Raw genomic sequence first — 17,868 nt, 5'->3', positions numbered from 1 at the left:
TGTCATGCGATGAGGCAAATCTACGCCGTTCATGACATAGTAAAAAGATACAAAAATCGTGAAATTAGGTAGGACATGAAGCCGGGCTATCACGAGATTTATTCCCGCTATCGCGACAACATTATGCGCGGCGTGCTGAAGCCGGGCGACAGGGTACCTGCCATCCGCGTGCTGGCGGAAGAGCTGAAGGTGGCGCGTAAAACCGTCGAAACGGCGTATGCCATTCTGACGGGTGAAGGGTATCTGGTGAGCCAGGGGGCGCGCGGCACGCGGGTTAACCCGGACCTCCTGCTGCCGGACAAGCATGCCCCGGCGGAGCAGCCCACCGGTACGCTTCCGGCCTCGCTCATCAGCCAGCGCGAGCGGGCGGGGTTTCTGCGCCCCGGCATCCCCGCCCTCGACAGCTTCCCGTATAAAAAGTGGCTGCTGCTGGCGGGCCAGGCGACGCGGGCCATGCGTCAGGAGGAGATGCTCAACCCGCCGGTGCTGGGCTGGTATTCGCTGCGCCAGGCCATCGCCAGCTACCTCAACATCTCGCGCGGCTTGTCCTGCACCGCCGAGCAGGTGCTGATCACCAGCGGCTACAGCGGCAGCCTGCGGCTGATCCTCGACACCCTCGCCAGCCGCAGCGACAAGGTGGTGTTTGAAGATCCGGGCTATTTTATGGGCCAGCAGCTGCTGAAGCGGATCGTGCCGCGCCTGCACACGGTGCCGGTCGATCGCTGCGGCATCGACACGGACTACCTGCTCCGCCACCATCGCGACGCCCGTTTTGCCATCGTCACCCCGTCGCACCAGAGTCCACTGGCGGTCACGCTCTCGCTGCCGCGTAAACAGCAGCTGCTCGACTGGGCCAGCCAGAACGAGGCGTGGATTATCGAAGACGATTACGACGGAGAGTTTCACTATACGCGCAAGGTGCTACCGTCGCTGAAAAGCCTCGACCAGCACGACCGGGTGATTTTTATGGGCTCCTTCAGTAAAACCATTATGCCGTCGCTGCGCATGGGCTACGTGGTGATGCCCGCCAGCACCGTCGGGGCCTTTACCGACTGCGCGGACATCACCACCAGCGGCCAGCCGGTGCTGACGCAAAAGATCCTCACCGCGTTTCTCAACGAAGGGCATTTTTTCCGTCACCTGAAAAAGATGCGCGCGCTGTATCAGACCCGCCGCGACTGGATGATTGCCGCCTTGCAGGAGGTATATGGCGATCTGTTTTTCACCGAGCAAAACGACGGCGGGATGCATATCGTGGCGTTCCTGACCAAAGGAAGCCGTGACCGGGAAATCGCGCGCTGCTGGCAGGAACAGCAGCTGCAGGTCAATGCGCTCTCGGAGTGGTATCGCGGGTCAGGCAAACGCTACGGACTGGTGATGGGCTATAACAACGTGCGTTCGTATCAGGAGGCGCTGGATTTACTGGAAAGGCCGAAGCGGCAGACGTTTGCGCTGTTGCGCTAAACATCGCCGGGTGGCGGCTTCGCCTTACCCGGCCTACTCGATCCCGTAGGCCCGGTAAGCGTAGCGCCACCGGGCGATGATAAGGCTCACACATCATATCGCGATAACCCAACGTCCTTGAGCTGCTCGTCGCTCATCTGGCTCAGGATGCGGCGGGTGCGGTTGATGCGATACCAGCTACGCAGCGTTTTTGCGATCCAGACAAACACAACAAACGGACGTTTTGAACGATTCTCGTAGAATTCCATGATGCTCTCCTCACTGTGTCAGTGGGGTTATCATCCCGGAAATCGGCCTGTGCAATACAGATGCAAAAACAACTTTTGTTTAACATACAGATCCGCTAAAACAGTATCTGCATGGCCATTTTCGCAGCAATCTGTACTGGTTTTATAATCTGTATGGTGAAAACAGAGGATACAGCATGACGCGCTATCAACATCTCGCCAACCTTCTGGCAGAACGCATTGAACAAGGGCTGTATCGCAGCGGCGAACGTCTGCCGTCGGTGCGCGCGCTGAGCCAGGAGCACGGCGTGAGCATCAGCACCATACAGCAGGCCTATCAGATCCTCGAGAACCTCCAGCTGATCACGCCTCAGCCGCGCTCCGGCTATTTTGTCTCGCCGCGCAAGGCCCAGCCGCCCGTCCCGGCGATGACGCGCCCGGTGCAGCGCCCGGTGGACGTTACCCAGTGGGATGAGGTGATGATGCTGCTGGACGCCCGCGCCGACAAAGAGATGATCTCCTTTGGCGGCGGTTCGCCGGACATTAACCAGCCGAGCTTGAAGCCCCTGTGGCGCGAGATGAGCCGCATCGCGCAGCATAACCCCGGCGAGATGCTGAGCTATGACGTGCTCGACGGGCGCCTGGAGCTGCGCGAGCAGATCGCCCGTCTGATGCTGGACGGCGGCTCCACCGTCTCGGCAAGCGACATTGTGATCACCAACGGCTGCCACGGCGCGCTGTCGATCGCCCTGCTGTCGGTGTGCAAACCGGGGGATATCGTGGCGGTGGAATCACCGTCGTTTCACGGCACCATGCAGATGCTGCGCGGGTTTGACATCAAGGCGATTGAAATTCCCACCGACTCTGAAACCGGGATCAGCATCGAAGCGCTAGAGCTGGCAATGGAGCAGTGGCCGATCAAGGCGGTGATCCTGGTGCCCAACTGCAATAACCCGCTCGGGTTTATCATGCCGGAGGCGCGGAAAAAGCAGGTGCTGGCCCTCGCCCAGCGGCACGATATCGTGATTGTCGAGGATGATATTTACGGCGAGCTGGCGGCGGAGTACCCGCGCCCGCGCACCATTCATTCCATGGATATCGACGGCCGCGTGATCCTCTGCAGCTCGTTTACCAAAACCGTGGCGCCGGGCCTGCGCGTCGGCTGGATTGTGCCGGGACGCTACTACGACCGGGTGATGCACATGAAATACGCCGCGGGCGGGTTTAACGTGCCGGGCACGCAGATGGCGGTGGCGGCGTTTATCCGCGACGGCCATTACCATCGCCACGTGCGCCGCATGCGCCAGATTTATCAGCAGAATATGGAAACCTACACCTGCTGGGTGCGGCAGTATTTTCCGGCAGAGATTTGCGTCACGCGCCCGCAGGGCAGCTTCCTGCTGTGGGTGGAGCTGCCGGAAAATGTGGATATGGTGTGCGTCAGCAAGCAGCTGTGCCGGCTGAAGATCCAGGCCGCGGCCGGGTCGCTGTTTTCCGCCTCCGGGAAGTACCGCAACTGCCTGCGGATCAACGTGGCGCTGCCGCCAACGGAGAAACATCGCGAGGCGTTGAAGAAGATGGGTGAAGCGATTGTGATTGCGATGGAGGAGTAGTTTTTGCCGGGTGGCGGCTTCGCCTTACCCGGCCTACGTTCTCGCCGTTGTAGACCCGGTAAGCGCAGCGCCACCGGGCAACAGGCCGCACTACTCGTCGAAGTACCAGTACCCCTGATTAATCAGCCCGGTGAGCTCCTCAACAAACGCCGGGTTTTTCAGCGCATCGCCCAGCTCGGCCTGGCCGAGTTCGGTGTAGCGGCACAGCGCATCCGCCGCCTTCGCGTCTACCGTCTCCAGCTGTTCGCTGTTGATGAAGAAGCTGCCGTTAACGTTCAGCACGCGCAGCCCGCTCAGGCGAGACAGCGTTTCGCCGCCCTGCAGCGCATCCAGCACCTCTTCCGGCGCGTACGGCGGCTCGGCGGCGGCGATATCCAGCTCGTGGCGCGGCGTGGAGACAAAGCTGCCGAACCATTTTGTGAAATCATCCGGCTTGCCGATCATGTCGATCATCATCTGACGAATGCGATCGAGCTCGTACTGCTCCACGCGGCCCGGGTGTTCGCGGCAGGTCAGATCCGGATCACTGTAGTGCTCGCCGCCCAGATCGTTTTCCAGCGCATAATCGGCGAAGCTGCTGATCAGATCGCGGCCGTTCGGCCCGCGGAAGCCGACGGAGTAGTTGAGCGCCGTTTCATGGGTAAATCCGTCGTGCGGGAATCCTGGCGGGATGTAGAGGATATCGCCCGGAGCCAGATCTTCGTCAATAATCGGCTCGAACGGATCCACATGCAGCAGCGCCGGATGCGGGCAGAACTGACGCATCGGCAGCTTGTCGCCCACGCGCCAGCGGCGGCTGCCCATCCCCTGAATGATAAACACGTCGTACTGATCGATATGCGGACCCACGCCGCCGCCCGGCACGGAGAAGGAGATCATCAGATCGTCCAGACGCCAGTCCGGCAGAACGCGGAACGGACGCACCAGCTCCGCGGCGGGCATATGCCAGTGGTTCACCGCCTGCGCCAGCAGCGACCAGCCGGTTTCGCCCAGATCGTCGAAGTGCTCAAACGGGCCATTGCTGGCCTGCCATTTACCGTTGAAATGGCTCACCAGACGGCTATCGACCTCCGGCTCCATCGCCAGCCCTGCCAGCTCGTCCGGGGTAATCGGATCGACAAAATTCGGGAAGGCATTTTTCAGCACAACGGGTTGTTTTTGCCAGTATTTCTCAAGAAATTCCGGCCAGTTCAGGTTCAGTTGATACGCCATGGGTAGCACCAGTGAGAGGGGAAACAGGCGCGATTATAGGTAAGAAAGCAGAGGGGGAACTTGTCATGGGTCAAACCCGCACGCGTAGGTCGGGTAAGGCGTAGCCGCCACCCGACACGTACACGGCGGTAAAAACTTAGTCCAGCTTCAGCTCGTCATAATGGGTGATCAGCTTGCCCACGATGCCGTAGTCCAGCGCTTCCGCCGGGGACATCCAGAAGTTGCGGTCGGTGTCTTTTTTCACTTTTTCCAGCGGCTGGCCGGTGGCGTCAGCGATCAGCTTGTTCACGCGATCCAGCATGCGGATGATCTCGCGCGCTTCGATCTCAATATCCGTCGCCTGGCCGCGCACGCCGCCCAGCGGCTGGTGGATCATAAAGCGGGTATTTGGCAGCGAGTAGCGGTGCTCTTTTTTCGCGGCCAGGAAGATGGTGATCCCGGCGCTCGCCACCCAGCCGGTGCCGATCACGTGCACTTCCGGGCGAATGAATTTGATGAAGTCGTGGATGGTGTCGCCCGCTTCCACATGGCCGCCCTGGCTGTTGATGTACAGCTTGATCGGATCGTTGCTGACGCTTTGCAGCAGGATCATCTGGGTGATCACTTTCTGCGCCAGCTCCTGGTTGATCTCACCGGAGATCACAATCGAACGGGACTCCAGCAGTTTTTGCTGCAGAGCGCCCGCGCCGTTTGACCCTTCCGCTTTATCCTTGTCGCTTTCTTTCAGTGTGTAGTGCATTGTCTTTTCCTCAGCTTGTCGCGCTCAAAACCAGAGTGTAGCCTGTTTTACCGGTGAAAGTCCTCACCGACACATTACGAGGGAACTTATGCATATTGCCCATGTTGCACTCTGGACCCGCAGCCTGAACGCCCAGGTTCAGTTCTGGGAAACGGTTTTTAATGGCCGCAGTAACGAACGCTACGTCAGTAAAAATCGTCCGGGGTTTGAATCACACTTTATTACGCTGGATGACGGTCCGACCATCGAGCTCATGACGCTGCCGGAGCTGCCCGACGCCCCGCCGCACCCGGAGTTTATCGGCTGGGCGCATATCGCCATCAACGTCGGCAGCAAGGCAAAAGTGGACAGCATGGCCGAGCGAGCCCAGGCCAACGGCACGCTGCTCAGCGCTCCGCGCCTGACCGGAGACGGCTTTTATGAGGCGGTGATCGCGGACCCGGACGGCAACCGCATTGAGCTTGTCGGTGCATAAAAACAGCGTTTCGTTCCTTCACCGCCCCCGCCCCGGCTCGCTATACTTCATACGGTTATCATATTGTTAAATGATAATGATAGTTAATGTGTTAAGATGAAAGGCAGCATAAACAGTCTCTTACGTCGCCGTAGTGACTGTTTGCATCCTCGACATGTCAATCAGCACCGGGGCGGTGAATGGAACACATTGTGTATGTGGTAGATGACGATGACGCCGTCAGGCAGTCCGTGATCGGGCTGCTGGACTCGGCAGGCCTGAACGCCATCGGCTTTTCATCGGCAGAAGCGTTTCTGCAATACCGCTTTGAGGATCTGCCGTCGTGCGTGATCCTCGATATGCAAATGCCCGCCATTTCGGGTTTTGAGGTAGCAGACGCCCTCAAGGAAAGCGGGCGCGAAATCCCGATTATTTTCCTCACCGGCCACGGCACCATCCCGATGTCGGTGCGCGCCATCAAAGGCGGCGCGTACGAATTCCTCACCAAGCCCGTCGAATCTAACGCGCTGATCGACGCCATCGAATCCGCACTGCAGCTGGCGGAAAACAACGCCGAGCGCAATAAAGAGCACTACGCCCTGAAGCAGCGCCACATGTCCCTTACGCCGCGCGAGCACGAGGTGCTGACGCTGGCGATAAGCGGCATGCTGAACAAGCAAATTGCCGCCGAGCTGGGCGTCAGCGAGATCACGGTGAAGGTGCACCGCCGCCGCGTGATGGAGAAAATGCAGGTGCGCTCCGTGGCCGAGCTGGTCAGGGCCGTTGAGCGCCTGACCAATAGCCAGCCTGCGGAGTAACCTTTACCCTTCCTGCGCCGCCAGCGGCAGCGCAAACGCAAACACCGTGCCGTACGGCTCCCGGCGGCGCGCGCTTAGCTTCCCGCAGTGGCGCTCGATAATGCTGGCGCTGATGGTCAGCCCCATCCCCATTCCCTGCGGCTTGGTGGAATAGAACGAGTCAAAAATCTGCTCCAGCCGCTCGGGCTCAATGCCGCTGCCGGTGTCGGCGATCTCGACGATCACTTTCCCGTCCGCGTTGGCGGTGCCGAGGGTGATGGTGCTGGCACGCTCCTTCACCTCGGCCATCGCCTCAACCGCGTTCATCACCAGATTCAACAGCACCTGCTGGATCTGCACGCTATCGCCGGTGATAAAGCTGTCGCTGGCGTTCAACAGATAATCAACGCTTATGTGTCGCTGCTCCAGCTCGCTGCGCGAAAGCGTGATGATATGGTGGATCAGGGAGTGCATGTCGATGCGCGAGAAGGTGGGATCCTGCTTGCGCGTCAGGGACTGAATGCTGCGAATGATCTCCCCCGCCCGCGCGCCTTCCGCGGCGATCTCCTCCAGCCCTTCCCGCACTTTATCCAGCCGGGCGGGCTCGCGGCTGAGCCAGCGCAGGCTCGCTCCGGCGTTCGAGACGATCGACATCAGCGGCTGGTTGATCTCATGGGCGATGGAGGAGGTCAGCTGTCCGACGGTGGTGGCCCGGGACACCCGCGCCAGATCCGCCTGCGCCACCCGCATGGCATCCTCCGCGGCGCGCTGGCTGGTGATATCGGTGATGATACCGTAATACTCGTTCACCTCGCTGCCCACGCCCACCGGATCGCCAATGCCGAGGATGTAGCGCGTTGAGCCGTCGGGACGCTTAACGCGAAACTCCGCGCGCATCGAGAGCCCGTCGCGCACGCTCTGCGTGACGATGGCGCTGATGCGGGCGTAATCGTCCTCATGGACGAAGGTCAAAAACTCCGCCATGGAGATCGTCTTTTGCTGCTCGGGCAGGCCGAGAATGCGGGCGTACTCGTCCGAGACAAACATCAGATCCTGCTCCAGCTCCCAGCGCCAGCTGCCGGTGTGGCTGATCTGCTCGCCCAGCATTAGCGAGGTCTGGCTGGCGCGCAGCTCTTTCTCCACCCGGCGGCGCTGGATGTTCTCCGCCAGCAGCTCGGCGTACAGCCGCGCCGTCTCCAGGGAGACCGCCGCCTGCGCGCCCAGCAGGCTGACCACGCGCGAGTGCTCGGCGGTAAACACTTCCGGCATCAGGCGGTTTTCCAGGTACAGCACGCCCACCAGCCGCGCCTGTTTGAACATCGGGACGCACATCACCGCCGCTCCCGAGGTCACCAGATAGGGGTCCTGACTGAAGGGGTGAAACTCCTCCGGCCTGCCGGTGCGGATCTCCTGCCCGGTGCGGATCACCGCCGCGAGCACCGACAGCGGCAGGTCGGTCGCCGTCGGCACGTCTTTCAGGATCCGCACCCGCACGCCGTCGGTGCTGGTCCAGGCGCTGGCCTCGATCTCCGGAATCAGGCTCTCGCTCACGCGAAGCAGCAGGCCGCGCTGCGCCCCGGCGCGTTCGAGGAGGATCGTCATCAGGTTTTCGATTAAGCGCTCAAGGTTGATCTCTTCCGACAGCGCGCGGGAGGCTTTGATCACGCTCTGCAGATCGCGGATGGTCTCGTTCTGGGCGAACGCTACCGTGTCATAGGCGCTCGCCTGCCCGGAGGCCAGCAGGTGCGGGAAATCCTGCTCCAGCTGGCGCACCTTGGCCTGCGCGCCCGCCCGGCCCCAGGCGGCAATGGCGCCGCGGAAGTGTGCGTCCGAGGCGGTTGGATAGCCGCAGGCGAGCGCAAAGCGCCCTGCCAGCTCGTGGGCCAGGGCGTTAATCGGATTAAATCCGCCCTCGCGGGAGAGCCGGACCGCCTTCTCGTACTGCTCAAGCGCGATGCTGTTCATCCCGTCCAGACGCACGATTTCGGCGTAGATCAGCGCCTCTTTATCCGCGAACGTGCCGGGATTAATGCGCGCCCAGAGGGCGATTTTGTCGTAGTGGGCGTGAATGCTGCGGCGGTGGTTCGCCGAGAAGGTCTCCGGCGTCAGCTGACGCGAAAGCGCCAGCGCGCTGTAGAGATGGTAATCCAGCAGATGGATGTGCCCCGGCGCGGACCACGCGTACCACCCCGCCATCTCCAGATCCGCCTGCGCGTCGGCGTACTCGCCGCAGGTAAAGTGCGCCATGCCGCGATAGAGCCAGTACCAGAACAGCATGGTGGAGGTCTGCTCCGGGGCCTGCTCCGGCGACGCGGGAAGCAGCGCCTCGGGCAAGACCTGCGACGCGGTCCAGGTGCCGATGACCGGCGTGCGCAGGAACTCAACGTAGCCGCGCTGCACCATCAAAATGGTCTCCACGTCCTGGAAGTGGGTTTTACGCACGAACGCCAGGCCGCGATCGATGCTGGTCAGCACCCCGTCCAGGTGATCGCCCCGCGAGAGGAAGTTGATCACCTGGTGGCAGGCCGCAAAGCAGGCCATCGTCATATCCCCGTGGGTGACCGCCGCGCTGAAGCAGGCTTTCGCGCACTCGATGGTGAACGACAAAGGCTGGGTCCAGACGCTGAGCTGGTCGAGCGGCAGCAGGGTCTTGGCTTCAAAGGCATCGTAGCCGTGGCGGGTCACCAGCTCGCGGGCCAGCGTGCCGTACTGAAACCCGAGGCGGTACTCGGCGTAGCGGTGGCCCATCAGCACGCCGAACCAGGCCATCGCCGTGGTGGAGGCGCCGGTGATGCCGTGGTCGAGGGTCAGGTGCATCATGCGGCAGAGCAGTAAGAAATGCAGGCGCGGGCAGATGAAGCTGGCGCAAATGCTGGCGCTGTAGAGCAGGTTCATCACCGCTTCCGTTTCCGGGTTCTCCATCCGCGAGAGCGGGGCAAAGAGATGTTGCGGCGCGTCATTTGCGCGGTTGCAAAAGCGTTCCCAGGCCTCGTCGCAGTCGGCATCTTCCGGATAGCGGCCAATCTGGATGCCAAACACCCCCAGCCAGCAGAGCGCCGCCTCCAGCGCCAGACGGCTGTCCGACTGGCGAATGTACACTTCCACCAGCAGGTTGGCCGCCAGCGCCTTTTCGGTCAGCCCGCCGGGGCAGCCGAGGATGGCGTCACACAGCTCGCGGGTCCGCTCCAGGTGCCCCAGCGCAAACTCGCAGCCCGCCTCTTCGATATCGAGCATAAAGTCCGACACCGTCCCGGCGTTGCCCAGCGCTCTGGCGGTCTGGATATAGCTCAGCGCCGAAAGATAATCTCCCGAACGCTTCGCGCGTCGCGCGGCCAGCAGGCTCAGCTCGCGGAACCGCTGGCGCTGCGGAGCGGGCTGGATGCTGTCCAGTGCGGCCGTGACGTGATGTACAGCGCGGAACAGCAGCTCATTCCCCGCCGCCTGGCGCGCGGCGTCGGCCAGCAGGCTGGCGGTGGTCAGGTGAAGATGGCTTTTCTCATGCCGATCCAGCAGCGCAAAGGCGGCCTCCTGCACCCGGTCGTGGGTGAAGGAGTACGCTTTCTCCGTCAGCACGATAAGCTGCGCCATCACCGCCGGGTGCAGCGCATAGCGCATTTCCGCCATCGACATGCCGACCACGCGGCACATCATCTCCATCTCGCCCGTGCCGCCGAGACAGGCGATGCTGCCCAGCAGGCGGCGCGTCTCGTCGGGCAGCTCTTCGAGCTGCTCCAGCACCAGGGTGACCACGTTTTCGGTGTAATGCCGGGCGCGGATCGCCTGCAGATCGTAATGCCACTTGTCCTGGTATTTGTTATGCACCACCAGCCCGTCGTCGACGATGCGGCGGAAAAATTCATGCACAAAAAGCGGGTTGCCGCCCGTCTTCTCGTGGATCAGGGTGGCAAGGTCGGTCGTCGCCGCGCTGCGGGTGCGAAACACCGTTGCCAGCCAGCGCGCCACGGCTTTAACCGAGAGGGCCTGCGGGACAATCTCGCTCGCGTGCTGTGCCGCCTCCGGCAGGCTCGCCAGCTGCTGTTGCAGCGTGGGGTCGGACAACGAGCCGATATCGCGGTGAGCGACAACCACCAGCAGCGGGATGGCGCCGCAGTTCACCAGCAGAGCGTTGAGCGTTTGCAGGCTGGCGGCGTCGCTCCACTGAAGATCGTCCAGCACCAGCACCAGCGGGCAGCCCTGCGAGGCAAAGGTTTTCACCAGCGCCAGCACCATATGGCTGAAGCGCGCCCGGGCATCAATAGAAAACGTATCCGCCGAGAAGCGCGGCTTGCTCTCAAGCAGCAGGCCCAGCTCGGGCACCAGGCTGACGGCCAGTTCTTCATAGCCTTCAAGGGCGCGCGAGAGGCGGATTTTCCACTTCGCCACCTCGTCTGCCGGCAGCCCCAGCAGGTGCAGCGTCAGGGTGCGGAACGCGGAGCTTAATACGCCGTAGGGCAGCGACGGTGAAAACTGATCGACTTTGCCCACCGCCAGCAGCACCGCGCGCTGCTGCAGCGTTTTAAGCGCCGTCGCGATGATCGAAGATTTGCCGATCCCCGACGGCCCGCCGATGGTCACCAGCTCCGGCACGCGGTTCTGCCCCACCCGCTCAAACGCGGCAATGACGTCGTTCGCCTGCGGATGGGTCGCGAACAGGGAGTCCGCCAGATGGATCGCCGGGGTACGGTCCTGCTGGCCGGGAGTAAAGGCGACGATGTCGCCCTCGCAGGTCAGCGTCGCCTGGCAGCGGCGGAGGTCGGCAATCAGCCCGTCGACCGTCTGGTAGCGGTTATCGGGGTGCTTTTCCAGCAGCTTCAGGATGATGGTCGACAGCATCCCCGGCACGTCCGGGCGTATCGCGTCCGGGGCCAGCGGCGCCGAGGCGATGTGGTAATGCGCCCAGTTGGTCTGGTCGTCCTCTCCCAGCTCAAACGGCAGGCGGCCGGTCAGGAGTTCATACAGCACCATGCCGAGGCTGTAGAGATCGCTGCGGTTATCCACGGGACGCTGGGTGCGGGAGGTGTGTTCCGGCGACATCCACGCAGGCGTACCGCCTGAAACCGCAAGCCGGGTCTGGGAGAAAGCATCGGAGAGCGTGCAGGAGAGGCCAAAGCTGCCCAGACGGCAGGTGGCATCGTGCTGAACAAAAATGCTGCCGGGCTTGATATCGCCGTGGATCAGGTTTTGCAGATGCATCTGGCGCAGAGGGACGCAGATCTGGATCGCCAGCTCGATAAAGCGCGCGATCCCCGAGATCGCCCTGCCCGCGCGCCGCGCCAGAAGCTCAAAGGAAAACGGGGCGTACACCAGCGCGAAGCGCCCCCGGTACTGGGTGGAGGCGACGGCGCGAATGGCCCAGCTGTCCTGCAGCATATCGCGCAGCGCAAACTCGTTTTTGAGCAGCCGGGTGGCCCGCTCTTCCTCTTCGTCGCTCACCGCGGTGGCGATAATGAACGAGCCGCCGGAATGAGGATGTCGCGCGTGCATCCAGGCGATTCCGCCCTCCTGCGCCAGCACGGTAAAAATCACATCCTCTTTAAGGACAAAAACCCGCCCCTGGTGAAGATTTCCCTGGGCGGGCCAGAATGCAGGCTGCTCGTGTTCGTTCATCCGCGATCCTTATTGTCGGCGGGCCAGCTCCCGCTGAATATGATCCAGCAGAATATCGATGTTAATCGGCTTACGCAAAAAAGCAGCGGCGCCCAGACCGAGAGCGTACCGCTGCATATTTTCATCAGCATGACCGGAGATAAAGAGCACGGGCGGCGGCGGTACGGCCAGCAGCCGCAGCTTGTCAAACAGCTCAAGGCCGCTCATGCCCCGCAGCTTGATATCGGTGATCACCAGCGCCGCGCCGGACAGGGCGAGCGGATGGCTCAGAAATACCTCTGCCGAATCAAACGTATCGGTCGAATAGCCTTCCGACTCCAGGAGATTACTCAACCCGCTGCGGACGGAACGTTCGTCATCAATGATGGCAATGCGCCACGGCAGCGTCATGCTGTTATTCCTCTAACCAGTCATTTAACGTCGCGGGTATCCTTCGCGGGCGCAGGGGGCGCCGTGCCGCTGATTTTCGGTACGCATTCGTGACGAAACCAGGCGAGGGTAAGCGGTTCGCGACTCAGTAAACGCCGTCCCACCGGGATGAGCTGTTCACCCACCAGCATGCCAAACAGGCCAAGCAGGGCGACAACCGGCGGCGCCGGGGAATGGACGTCGAGCAGAGCGTAAATTACCCCAGCACCCACGCCGCACACCAGCGAAATTATCCATGCTTTCATGACGACGCTCCCGTCTGCGAACTGGCCTGCGGAACGATCGCCTGAGGCGGCGGCGCGCCGTCGCGGGATAAGAGATGGCGCGTCGCCTGTTCACCCGCCAGCATCCCCAGCAGGCCAATCAGCGCCAGCGCGGGCGGCGCGGGGGAGCGCACCTTCAGCACGGCATACATCAGGCCAATCAACACGCCTGCCGCAAGGGATATCAGCCCAGTACTCATCGTGAACTCCAGAGAAAGAGGCAGCGGCGAGCCGGATGAGGGACCAGCCCGCCGACGGGACTTAGCGAGCCGGAACCGGCGCTAAGGTGCGGTGCTCGCTCTTCTGGCGAGACGGCGCTTTGTGCACCATGGTGTAGGCGTAATCCACGCCCATGCCGTACGCGCCGGAGTGCTCGCGCACGATGTCCATCACCGCGGTGTAGGTCTCTTTACGCGCCCAGTCGCGCTGCCACTCCAGCATCACCTGCTGCCAGGTCACCGGGATCACGCCCGCCTGGATCATGCGCTGCATCGCGTAGTCGTGGGCTTCTTTGGAGGTGCCGCCGGACGCGTCCGCCACCATATAAATTTCGTAGTCGCCTTCCAGCATCGCGCACAGGGCAAAGCTGTTGTTGCACACTTCGGTCCACAGGCCGGCCACCACCACCTTCTTCTTGCCGTTGGCCTTCAGCGCGTCGCGCACCTTCTGGTCGTCCCAGGAGTTCATGGAGGTGCGCTCCAGAATGTCCTGGCCCGGGAACACGTCCAGCAGCTCCGGATAGGTGTTACCGGAGAAGCTTTCGGTCTCAACGGTGGTGATGATGGTCGGGATGTTGAACACCTTAGCCGCTTTCGCCAGCGCCACGGTGTTGTTTTTCAGCACCTGGCGGTCAATCGACTGCACGCCAAACGCCATCTGTGGCTGGTGATCGATAAAGATGATCTGACAGTTCGCAGGGGTTAACACTTCGAGCTTTGAAGAGGTCATAGCATTTTCCAGTGGTTAAGGGTAGAAATCGCCGCGAGCGCCGCGACGATAAAGTCACCTTCATCCTGCGGTTTTCCCTCTCCGCGCGTAATTATCTCTTCGTATAGTTAACCTTAGGTATAGTTATACTTTGGTATACCTATCCTATTGTATAACTGGATCTTTGCCGAAACCGGTTCCCATAATCCTGACCATTCCCCTCTCAGTCAGGAGCAGTTATGGTTACCCTCGGTAAAGCCGATCTCATTCTGGTTAACGGCCAGTTTCACACCGTCGATCGCGAGAACCCCGTCGCGGAAGCCGTTGCCGTGCGCGACGGAAAATTTCTGGAAGTGGGTACCGTCGCCGAGGTGATGCAACACCACGGCGACGGCACCAAAGTGGTCGATCTGAAAGGCCACACCGCCATCCCCGGCCTCAACGACTCGCACCTGCACCTGATTCGCGGCGGGCTGAACTACAACCTCGAGCTGCGCTGGGAAGGCGTGCCCTCCCTGGCCGACGCCCTACGGATGCTGAAAGAGCAGGCGCTGCGCACCCCGTCGCCGCAGTGGGTGCGCGTGGTGGGCGGCTGGACCGAGTTCCAGTTTGCCGAGCGCCGCATGCCGACCCTGAACGAGATCAACGACGCCGCGCCGGATACCCCGGTCTTCATCCTGCACCTCTACGATCGCGCCCTGCTCAACCGCGCCGCGCTGAAGGTGGTCGGCTACACCAAAGACACGCCAAACCCGCCGGGCGGGGAGATCCAGCGCGACGCCAACGGCAACCCGACCGGGATGCTGATTGCCCGTCCGAACGCCATGATCCTCTACGCCACGCTGGCCAAAGGGCCGAAGCTGCCGCTGGAGCAGCAGGTCAACTCCACCCGCCAGTTCATGCGCGAGCTCAACCGTCTGGGGCTGACCAGCGCCATCGACGCGGGCGGCGGCTTCCAGAACTACCCGGAAGACTACGAGGTGATCGCCGAGCTGCACGCGAAAAAGCAGATGACCATCCGCATCGCCTACAACCTGTTTACCCAGCGCCCGGGCCACGAGCTGGAAGATTTTGAAAAATGGACCGACATGCTCACGCCGGGCCAGGGCAGCGACTTCTTCCGCCACAACGGCGCGGGCGAGATGCTGGTCTTCTCCGCCGCCGATTTTGAAGATTTCCTCGAGCCGCGCCCGGACCTTGCGCCGGGCATGGAGGACGAGCTGGAGCGCGTGGTGCGCCATCTGGTGGAGCACCGCTGGCCGTTCCGCCTGCACGCCACCTATAACGAATCCATCAGCCGCATGCTGGACGTCTTCGAGAAGGTGAACCGCGACATTCCGTTCAACGGCCTTCACTGGTTCTTCGACCATGCGGAAACCGTCACCCAGGCCAACATCGACCGCATCAAAGCGCTCGGCGGCGGCATTGCCGTCCAGCACCGCATGGCCTTCCAGGGGGAATACTTTGCCGAGCGTTACGGCATCGAAGCCACCCGCCACACGCCGCCGGTGGCGAAAATGCTCGAGACCGGCGTGCCGGTAGGCTTAGGAACGGACGCCACCCGCGTGGCGAGCTACAACCCGTGGACCGCGCTCTACTGGCTGGTCTCCGGCCGCACCGTCGGCGGAATGCAGATGTACGACCACAGTGCCCGTCTGGACCGCGATACCGCCCTGATGCTCTGGACCCAGGGCAGCGCGTGGTTCTCCAGCGAGCAGAACCAGAAGGGGCAGATCAAGGTCGGCCAGCTCGCGGACCTGGCGGTGCTGAGCAAAGACTACTTCCGCGTGCCGGAAGAGGAGATCAAGGGCATCGAGTCCGTTCTCACGGTGGTGAACGGCGACATCGTCTACGCCGCGAGCAGCTTTGGCCCGCTCGCGCCGCCGGCCATCCCGGTCCTGCCCGAGTGGTCACCGGTGGTCAAGGTGCCGGGCCACTACCGCAGCGCGCCGCCGCAGGCCGCACGCGTCGGCATGAGTCCTATTCACCACTGCAGCGGCCCGTGCGGGGTTCACAGCCACCAGCACGATTTCGCCCGCACGTCAGCGATGCCGGTGTCCGACGATAACGCTTTCTGGGGGGCGCTGGGCTGCAGCTGCTTTGCATTCTGATGAAAAACACCACTATGCCGCCCCGGGTCGACCTGGGGCTGTTCTTCCTGCGCCTGACCGGCAGCCTGCTGCTGCTCTACGTGCACGGCCTGCCGAAGGTGCTGCACTTCAGCGAAGAGCTGACGCGCATTGAAGATCCGTTCGGCTTCGGGCCTTACGCCAGCCTGATCCCGGCGATTGTTGCCGAGGTGGTTTGCCCACTGTTGATCATTGCGGGCGTTTACACCCGCCTGGCGTGCCTGCCGATTATCGCCGTGCTGCTGGTGGCGATGCTGGCGGTCCACCCGAACTGGTCGATTGCCGAAGGGCAGTTTGGCTGGCTGCTGCTGATTATCTTCACCACTCTCGCCCTCACCGGGCCGGGCCAGTGGCGGCTGCAGCGTAAGGCAGCGGAGAGGTTCGCATGACCCAGGTTAACGACGTTCGCGACGCACACGTCGAGACGACGCCCGCGCGGGCGGTTTCGCCGTGGCAGCCGCTGAGCCAGCCGGTGTTCCGCATGCTGTGGATAGCCACGGTGGTCTCTAACGTCGGCTCATGGATGAGCGACGTCGGCATCAACTGGAGCATGCTGACCCTGAGCGCCGATCCGCTGGATATCGCGCTGGTGCAGGCGGCCAGCAGCCTGCCGATGTTCCTTTTCGCCCTGCCGTCCGGGGTGATGGCGGACATCGTCGACCGACGTAAATACCTGCTCTTCTCCCAGCTGTGGGTGTTCATCGCCGCCGCCGGGCTGACGGTGCTCTCCTTCACCGGACACGTCACCCCCGCCGTGCTGCTGGTGGCGACGTTTCTGCTGAGCGTGGGGGCGGCGATGAGCTCGCCGCCGTTCCAGGCCGTGGTGCCCGATCTGGTGAGCAAGCCGGAGCTGGGCGCCGCCGTGGCGCTGAACTCGCTCGGGGTGAACATCAGCCGGGCGATTGGCCCCGCGCTGGGCGGTTTCCTGCTGTCGCTCGCCGGGCCGTGGATGGTGTTTGCCCTGAACGCGCTGTCCGTGGTGGGCGTGGCGTGGGTGCTGTGGCGCTGGCGTCCGGCCCCGTCCATTCAGCGTCTGCCGCCGGAGCACTTCTTCTCGGCGGTGCGCACCGGCATCCGCTACGTGCACGCCGCCCCGGTGCTGCGCAACGTGCTGGTGCGCACCGTGGCGTTCTTCGTTTTCGGCAGCGCGGGCTGGGCACTGCTGCCGCTGGTGGCGCGCCGCGAGCTGGGCCTGGGCCCGGCGGGCTACGGTGTGATGCTGGCGTGCATTGGCCTGGGGGCCATTGCCGGGGCCATCCTGCTGCCGCGCCTGCGCCAGCGGCTGAACGCCGACCGCCTGATGGTGGCCGCGAGCCTGGTCTTTGCCCTCACCATGCTGGCGCTGGCGTTTGTGCGCCACGTCTGGCTGCTCAACCTGTTTGAGTTCTTCACCGGCTTCGCGTGGATTGCGGTGCTCTCCACCCTCAACCTCGGCGCCCAGCGCAGCGCCGCCCGCTGGGTGAAGGCCCGGGCGCTGGCGGTCTACCTGACGGTGTTCTTCGGCTCGATGACCACGGGCAGCGCCATCTGGGGGCAGATTGCCTCCCGGTTCGGCACCCCAACCGCGCTGGTTGTCGCCACGCTGGGGATGGTGCTGGCAAGCGCCACCGTGTTCCGCTGGAAGCTGGAGAAAGACCCGGAATTGAACCTCGACCTGAGCGGCCAGCCGCTGGACGGCGTGGAGATCGACCTGCCGAACGAGCGCGGCCCGGTGCTGGTCTCGCACGAGTACATCATTGACCCGCACAACGCGAAGGCCTTCCTGGAGGCGGTCCACGAGCTGCGCCGGGTACGCCGCCGCGCCGGGGCGATGAGCTGGGCGGTGTACGAGGATATCGAGCGTCCCGGCCTGTTTATCGAGACCTTCCTGATGGGCTCCTGGATTGAGCATCTGCGCCAGCAGGAGCGCCACACCATGAATGACCTCCTGCTGCAGAGCCGCGTTCTGGCTTTTCATCAGGGCACATCATCACCGGCTATTCGCTATCTGGTCGCGCCGGTATAACC

At 62.7% G+C, this 17,868-nt stretch carries 14 protein-coding genes and 1 pseudogene; 7 read left to right on the top strand and 8 right to left on the bottom strand.

From position 1 onward, the window contains the following. The first annotated feature begins 75 nt into the window (after window positions 1–75). On the top strand, window positions 76–1,464 hold the full coding sequence (locus AA74_RS0107025; RefSeq protein ID WP_025912085.1) for a PLP-dependent aminotransferase family protein: 1,389 nt from the start codon (window positions 76–78) through the stop codon (window positions 1,462–1,464). 86 nt (window positions 1,465–1,550) lie between these two features. Here the strand turns inward: AA74_RS0107025 and AA74_RS01000000122045 are convergent, their stop codons facing one another. Then, window positions 1,551–1,712 (bottom strand): DUF1127 domain-containing protein, encoded by a 162-nt coding sequence (locus tag AA74_RS01000000122045; protein ID WP_023345371.1) that lies wholly within the window; start codon window positions 1,710–1,712, stop codon window positions 1,551–1,553. 176 nt (window positions 1,713–1,888) lie between these two features. Here AA74_RS01000000122045 and AA74_RS0107015 point away from each other — a divergent pair, with 176 nt between their 5' ends. Continuing rightward, window positions 1,889–3,304: a PLP-dependent aminotransferase family protein gene (locus AA74_RS0107015; protein ID WP_023326637.1), complete on the top strand. Its 1,416-nt coding sequence runs from the start codon at window positions 1,889–1,891 to the stop codon at window positions 3,302–3,304. 90 nt (window positions 3,305–3,394) lie between these two features. On the opposite strand, the gene AA74_RS0107010 is transcribed toward AA74_RS0107015, so the two are convergent. After that, window positions 3,395–4,516 carry a cupin domain-containing protein gene (locus AA74_RS0107010; protein ID WP_008501341.1) on the bottom strand — a complete coding sequence of 374 codons (1,122 nt, stop codon included), beginning with the start codon at window positions 4,514–4,516 and terminating at the stop codon, window positions 3,395–3,397. 136 nt (window positions 4,517–4,652) lie between these two features. Further along, window positions 4,653–5,261 (bottom strand): annotated as a pseudogene (locus AA74_RS0107005) (ATP-dependent Clp protease proteolytic subunit); the annotation flags it as partial. Between the two features lie 82 nt (window positions 5,262–5,343). On the opposite strand from AA74_RS0107005, the gene AA74_RS0107000 reads away from it, so the two are divergent. Both AA74_RS0107000 and AA74_RS0106995 read left to right on the top strand, forming a co-directional pair. Then, window positions 5,344–5,730, top strand: a complete 387-nt coding sequence (locus AA74_RS0107000) for a VOC family protein (RefSeq protein WP_025912074.1) — start codon at window positions 5,344–5,346, stop codon at window positions 5,728–5,730. A 179-nt stretch (window positions 5,731–5,909) separates the two neighbouring features. After that, complete coding sequence (locus AA74_RS0106995) at window positions 5,910–6,527, top strand: response regulator transcription factor (protein WP_025912073.1); 618 nt, start codon at window positions 5,910–5,912, stop codon at window positions 6,525–6,527. A gap of 3 nt (window positions 6,528–6,530) precedes the next feature. Here AA74_RS0106995 and AA74_RS0106990 read toward each other — a convergent pair whose 3' ends face one another. The 5 genes from AA74_RS0106990 to AA74_RS0106970 all read right to left on the bottom strand — a co-directional run bounded on the left by AA74_RS0106990 (window position 6,531) and on the right by AA74_RS0106970 (window position 13,753). Continuing rightward, on the bottom strand, window positions 6,531–12,113 hold the full coding sequence (locus AA74_RS0106990) for an ATP-binding sensor histidine kinase (protein ID WP_025912071.1): 5,583 nt from the start codon (window positions 12,111–12,113) through the stop codon (window positions 6,531–6,533). Window positions 12,114–12,122: 9 nt separating this feature from the next. Further along, the gene (locus tag AA74_RS0106985) at window positions 12,123–12,503 is read right to left on the bottom strand and encodes a response regulator transcription factor (protein ID WP_008501346.1); all 381 of its coding nucleotides are present in this window, start codon (window positions 12,501–12,503) and stop codon (window positions 12,123–12,125) included. 20 nt (window positions 12,504–12,523) lie between these two features. Further along, the gene (locus AA74_RS0106980; RefSeq protein WP_008501347.1) at window positions 12,524–12,787 is read right to left on the bottom strand and encodes a XapX domain-containing protein; all 264 of its coding nucleotides are present in this window, start codon (window positions 12,785–12,787) and stop codon (window positions 12,524–12,526) included. Then, window positions 12,784–13,005 (bottom strand): DUF1427 family protein, encoded by a 222-nt coding sequence (locus AA74_RS0106975; RefSeq protein WP_008501348.1) that lies wholly within the window; start codon window positions 13,003–13,005, stop codon window positions 12,784–12,786. The genes AA74_RS0106980 and AA74_RS0106975 overlap by 4 nt, the downstream gene beginning before the upstream one ends. A 61-nt stretch (window positions 13,006–13,066) precedes the next feature. Further along, window positions 13,067–13,753 (bottom strand): hydrolase, encoded by a 687-nt coding sequence (locus tag AA74_RS0106970; protein WP_008501349.1) that lies wholly within the window; start codon window positions 13,751–13,753, stop codon window positions 13,067–13,069. Between the two features lie 218 nt (window positions 13,754–13,971). On the opposite strand from AA74_RS0106970, the gene AA74_RS0106965 reads away from it, so the two are divergent. From AA74_RS0106965 to AA74_RS0106955, 3 genes are read left to right on the top strand one after another with little or no spacing between them, the layout of a single operon-like run. Continuing rightward, a complete protein-coding gene (locus AA74_RS0106965; RefSeq protein ID WP_025912068.1) occupies window positions 13,972–15,843 on the top strand; it encodes an amidohydrolase in 1,872 nt (623 codons plus the stop codon). After that, window positions 15,843–16,250 (top strand): DoxX family protein, encoded by a 408-nt coding sequence (locus AA74_RS0106960; protein WP_025912067.1) that lies wholly within the window; start codon window positions 15,843–15,845, stop codon window positions 16,248–16,250. Before AA74_RS0106965 ends, AA74_RS0106960 begins: the two co-directional genes overlap by 1 nt. Continuing rightward, window positions 16,247–17,866, top strand: coding sequence for an MFS transporter (locus AA74_RS0106955; protein WP_025912065.1), 1,620 nt, complete (start codon window positions 16,247–16,249; stop codon window positions 17,864–17,866). The genes AA74_RS0106960 and AA74_RS0106955 overlap by 4 nt, the downstream gene beginning before the upstream one ends. The last annotated feature ends 2 nt before the right edge of the window (window positions 17,867–17,868 follow it).

The sequence above is a fragment of the Enterobacter sp. 5-4 genome (assembly GCF_000612205.1).
In the GTDB taxonomy this organism is placed as follows: Bacteria; Pseudomonadota; Gammaproteobacteria; order Enterobacterales; family Enterobacteriaceae; genus Enterobacter; species Enterobacter roggenkampii.
This window is presented reverse-complemented; position numbering and strand designations above follow the sequence as displayed.

Excerpts from the sequence above, each read along its gene's own strand:
- AA74_RS0107025 (WP_025912085.1), top strand. The coding sequence starts at position 76 with ATGAAGCCGGGCTATCACGAGATTTATTCCCGCTATCGCGACAACATT.
- AA74_RS01000000122045 (WP_023345371.1), bottom strand. The coding sequence starts at position 1,712 with ATGGAATTCTACGAGAATCGTTCAAAACGTCCGTTTGTTGTGTTTGTC.
- AA74_RS0107015 (WP_023326637.1), top strand. The coding sequence starts at position 1,889 with ATGACGCGCTATCAACATCTCGCCAACCTTCTGGCAGAACGCATTGAA.
- AA74_RS0107010 (WP_008501341.1), bottom strand. The coding sequence starts at position 4,516 with ATGGCGTATCAACTGAACCTGAACTGGCCGGAATTTCTTGAGAAATAC.
- AA74_RS0107000 (WP_025912074.1), top strand. The coding sequence starts at position 5,344 with ATGCATATTGCCCATGTTGCACTCTGGACCCGCAGCCTGAACGCCCAG.
- AA74_RS0106995 (WP_025912073.1), top strand. The coding sequence starts at position 5,910 with ATGGAACACATTGTGTATGTGGTAGATGACGATGACGCCGTCAGGCAG.
- AA74_RS0106990 (WP_025912071.1), bottom strand. The coding sequence starts at position 12,113 with ATGAACGAACACGAGCAGCCTGCATTCTGGCCCGCCCAGGGAAATCTT.
- AA74_RS0106985 (WP_008501346.1), bottom strand. The coding sequence starts at position 12,503 with ATGACGCTGCCGTGGCGCATTGCCATCATTGATGACGAACGTTCCGTC.
- AA74_RS0106980 (WP_008501347.1), bottom strand. The coding sequence starts at position 12,787 with ATGAAAGCATGGATAATTTCGCTGGTGTGCGGCGTGGGTGCTGGGGTA.
- AA74_RS0106975 (WP_008501348.1), bottom strand. The coding sequence starts at position 13,005 with ATGAGTACTGGGCTGATATCCCTTGCGGCAGGCGTGTTGATTGGCCTG.
- AA74_RS0106970 (WP_008501349.1), bottom strand. The coding sequence starts at position 13,753 with ATGACCTCTTCAAAGCTCGAAGTGTTAACCCCTGCGAACTGTCAGATC.
- AA74_RS0106965 (WP_025912068.1), top strand. The coding sequence starts at position 13,972 with ATGGTTACCCTCGGTAAAGCCGATCTCATTCTGGTTAACGGCCAGTTT.
- AA74_RS0106960 (WP_025912067.1), top strand. The coding sequence starts at position 15,843 with ATGAAAAACACCACTATGCCGCCCCGGGTCGACCTGGGGCTGTTCTTC.
- AA74_RS0106955 (WP_025912065.1), top strand. The coding sequence starts at position 16,247 with ATGACCCAGGTTAACGACGTTCGCGACGCACACGTCGAGACGACGCCC.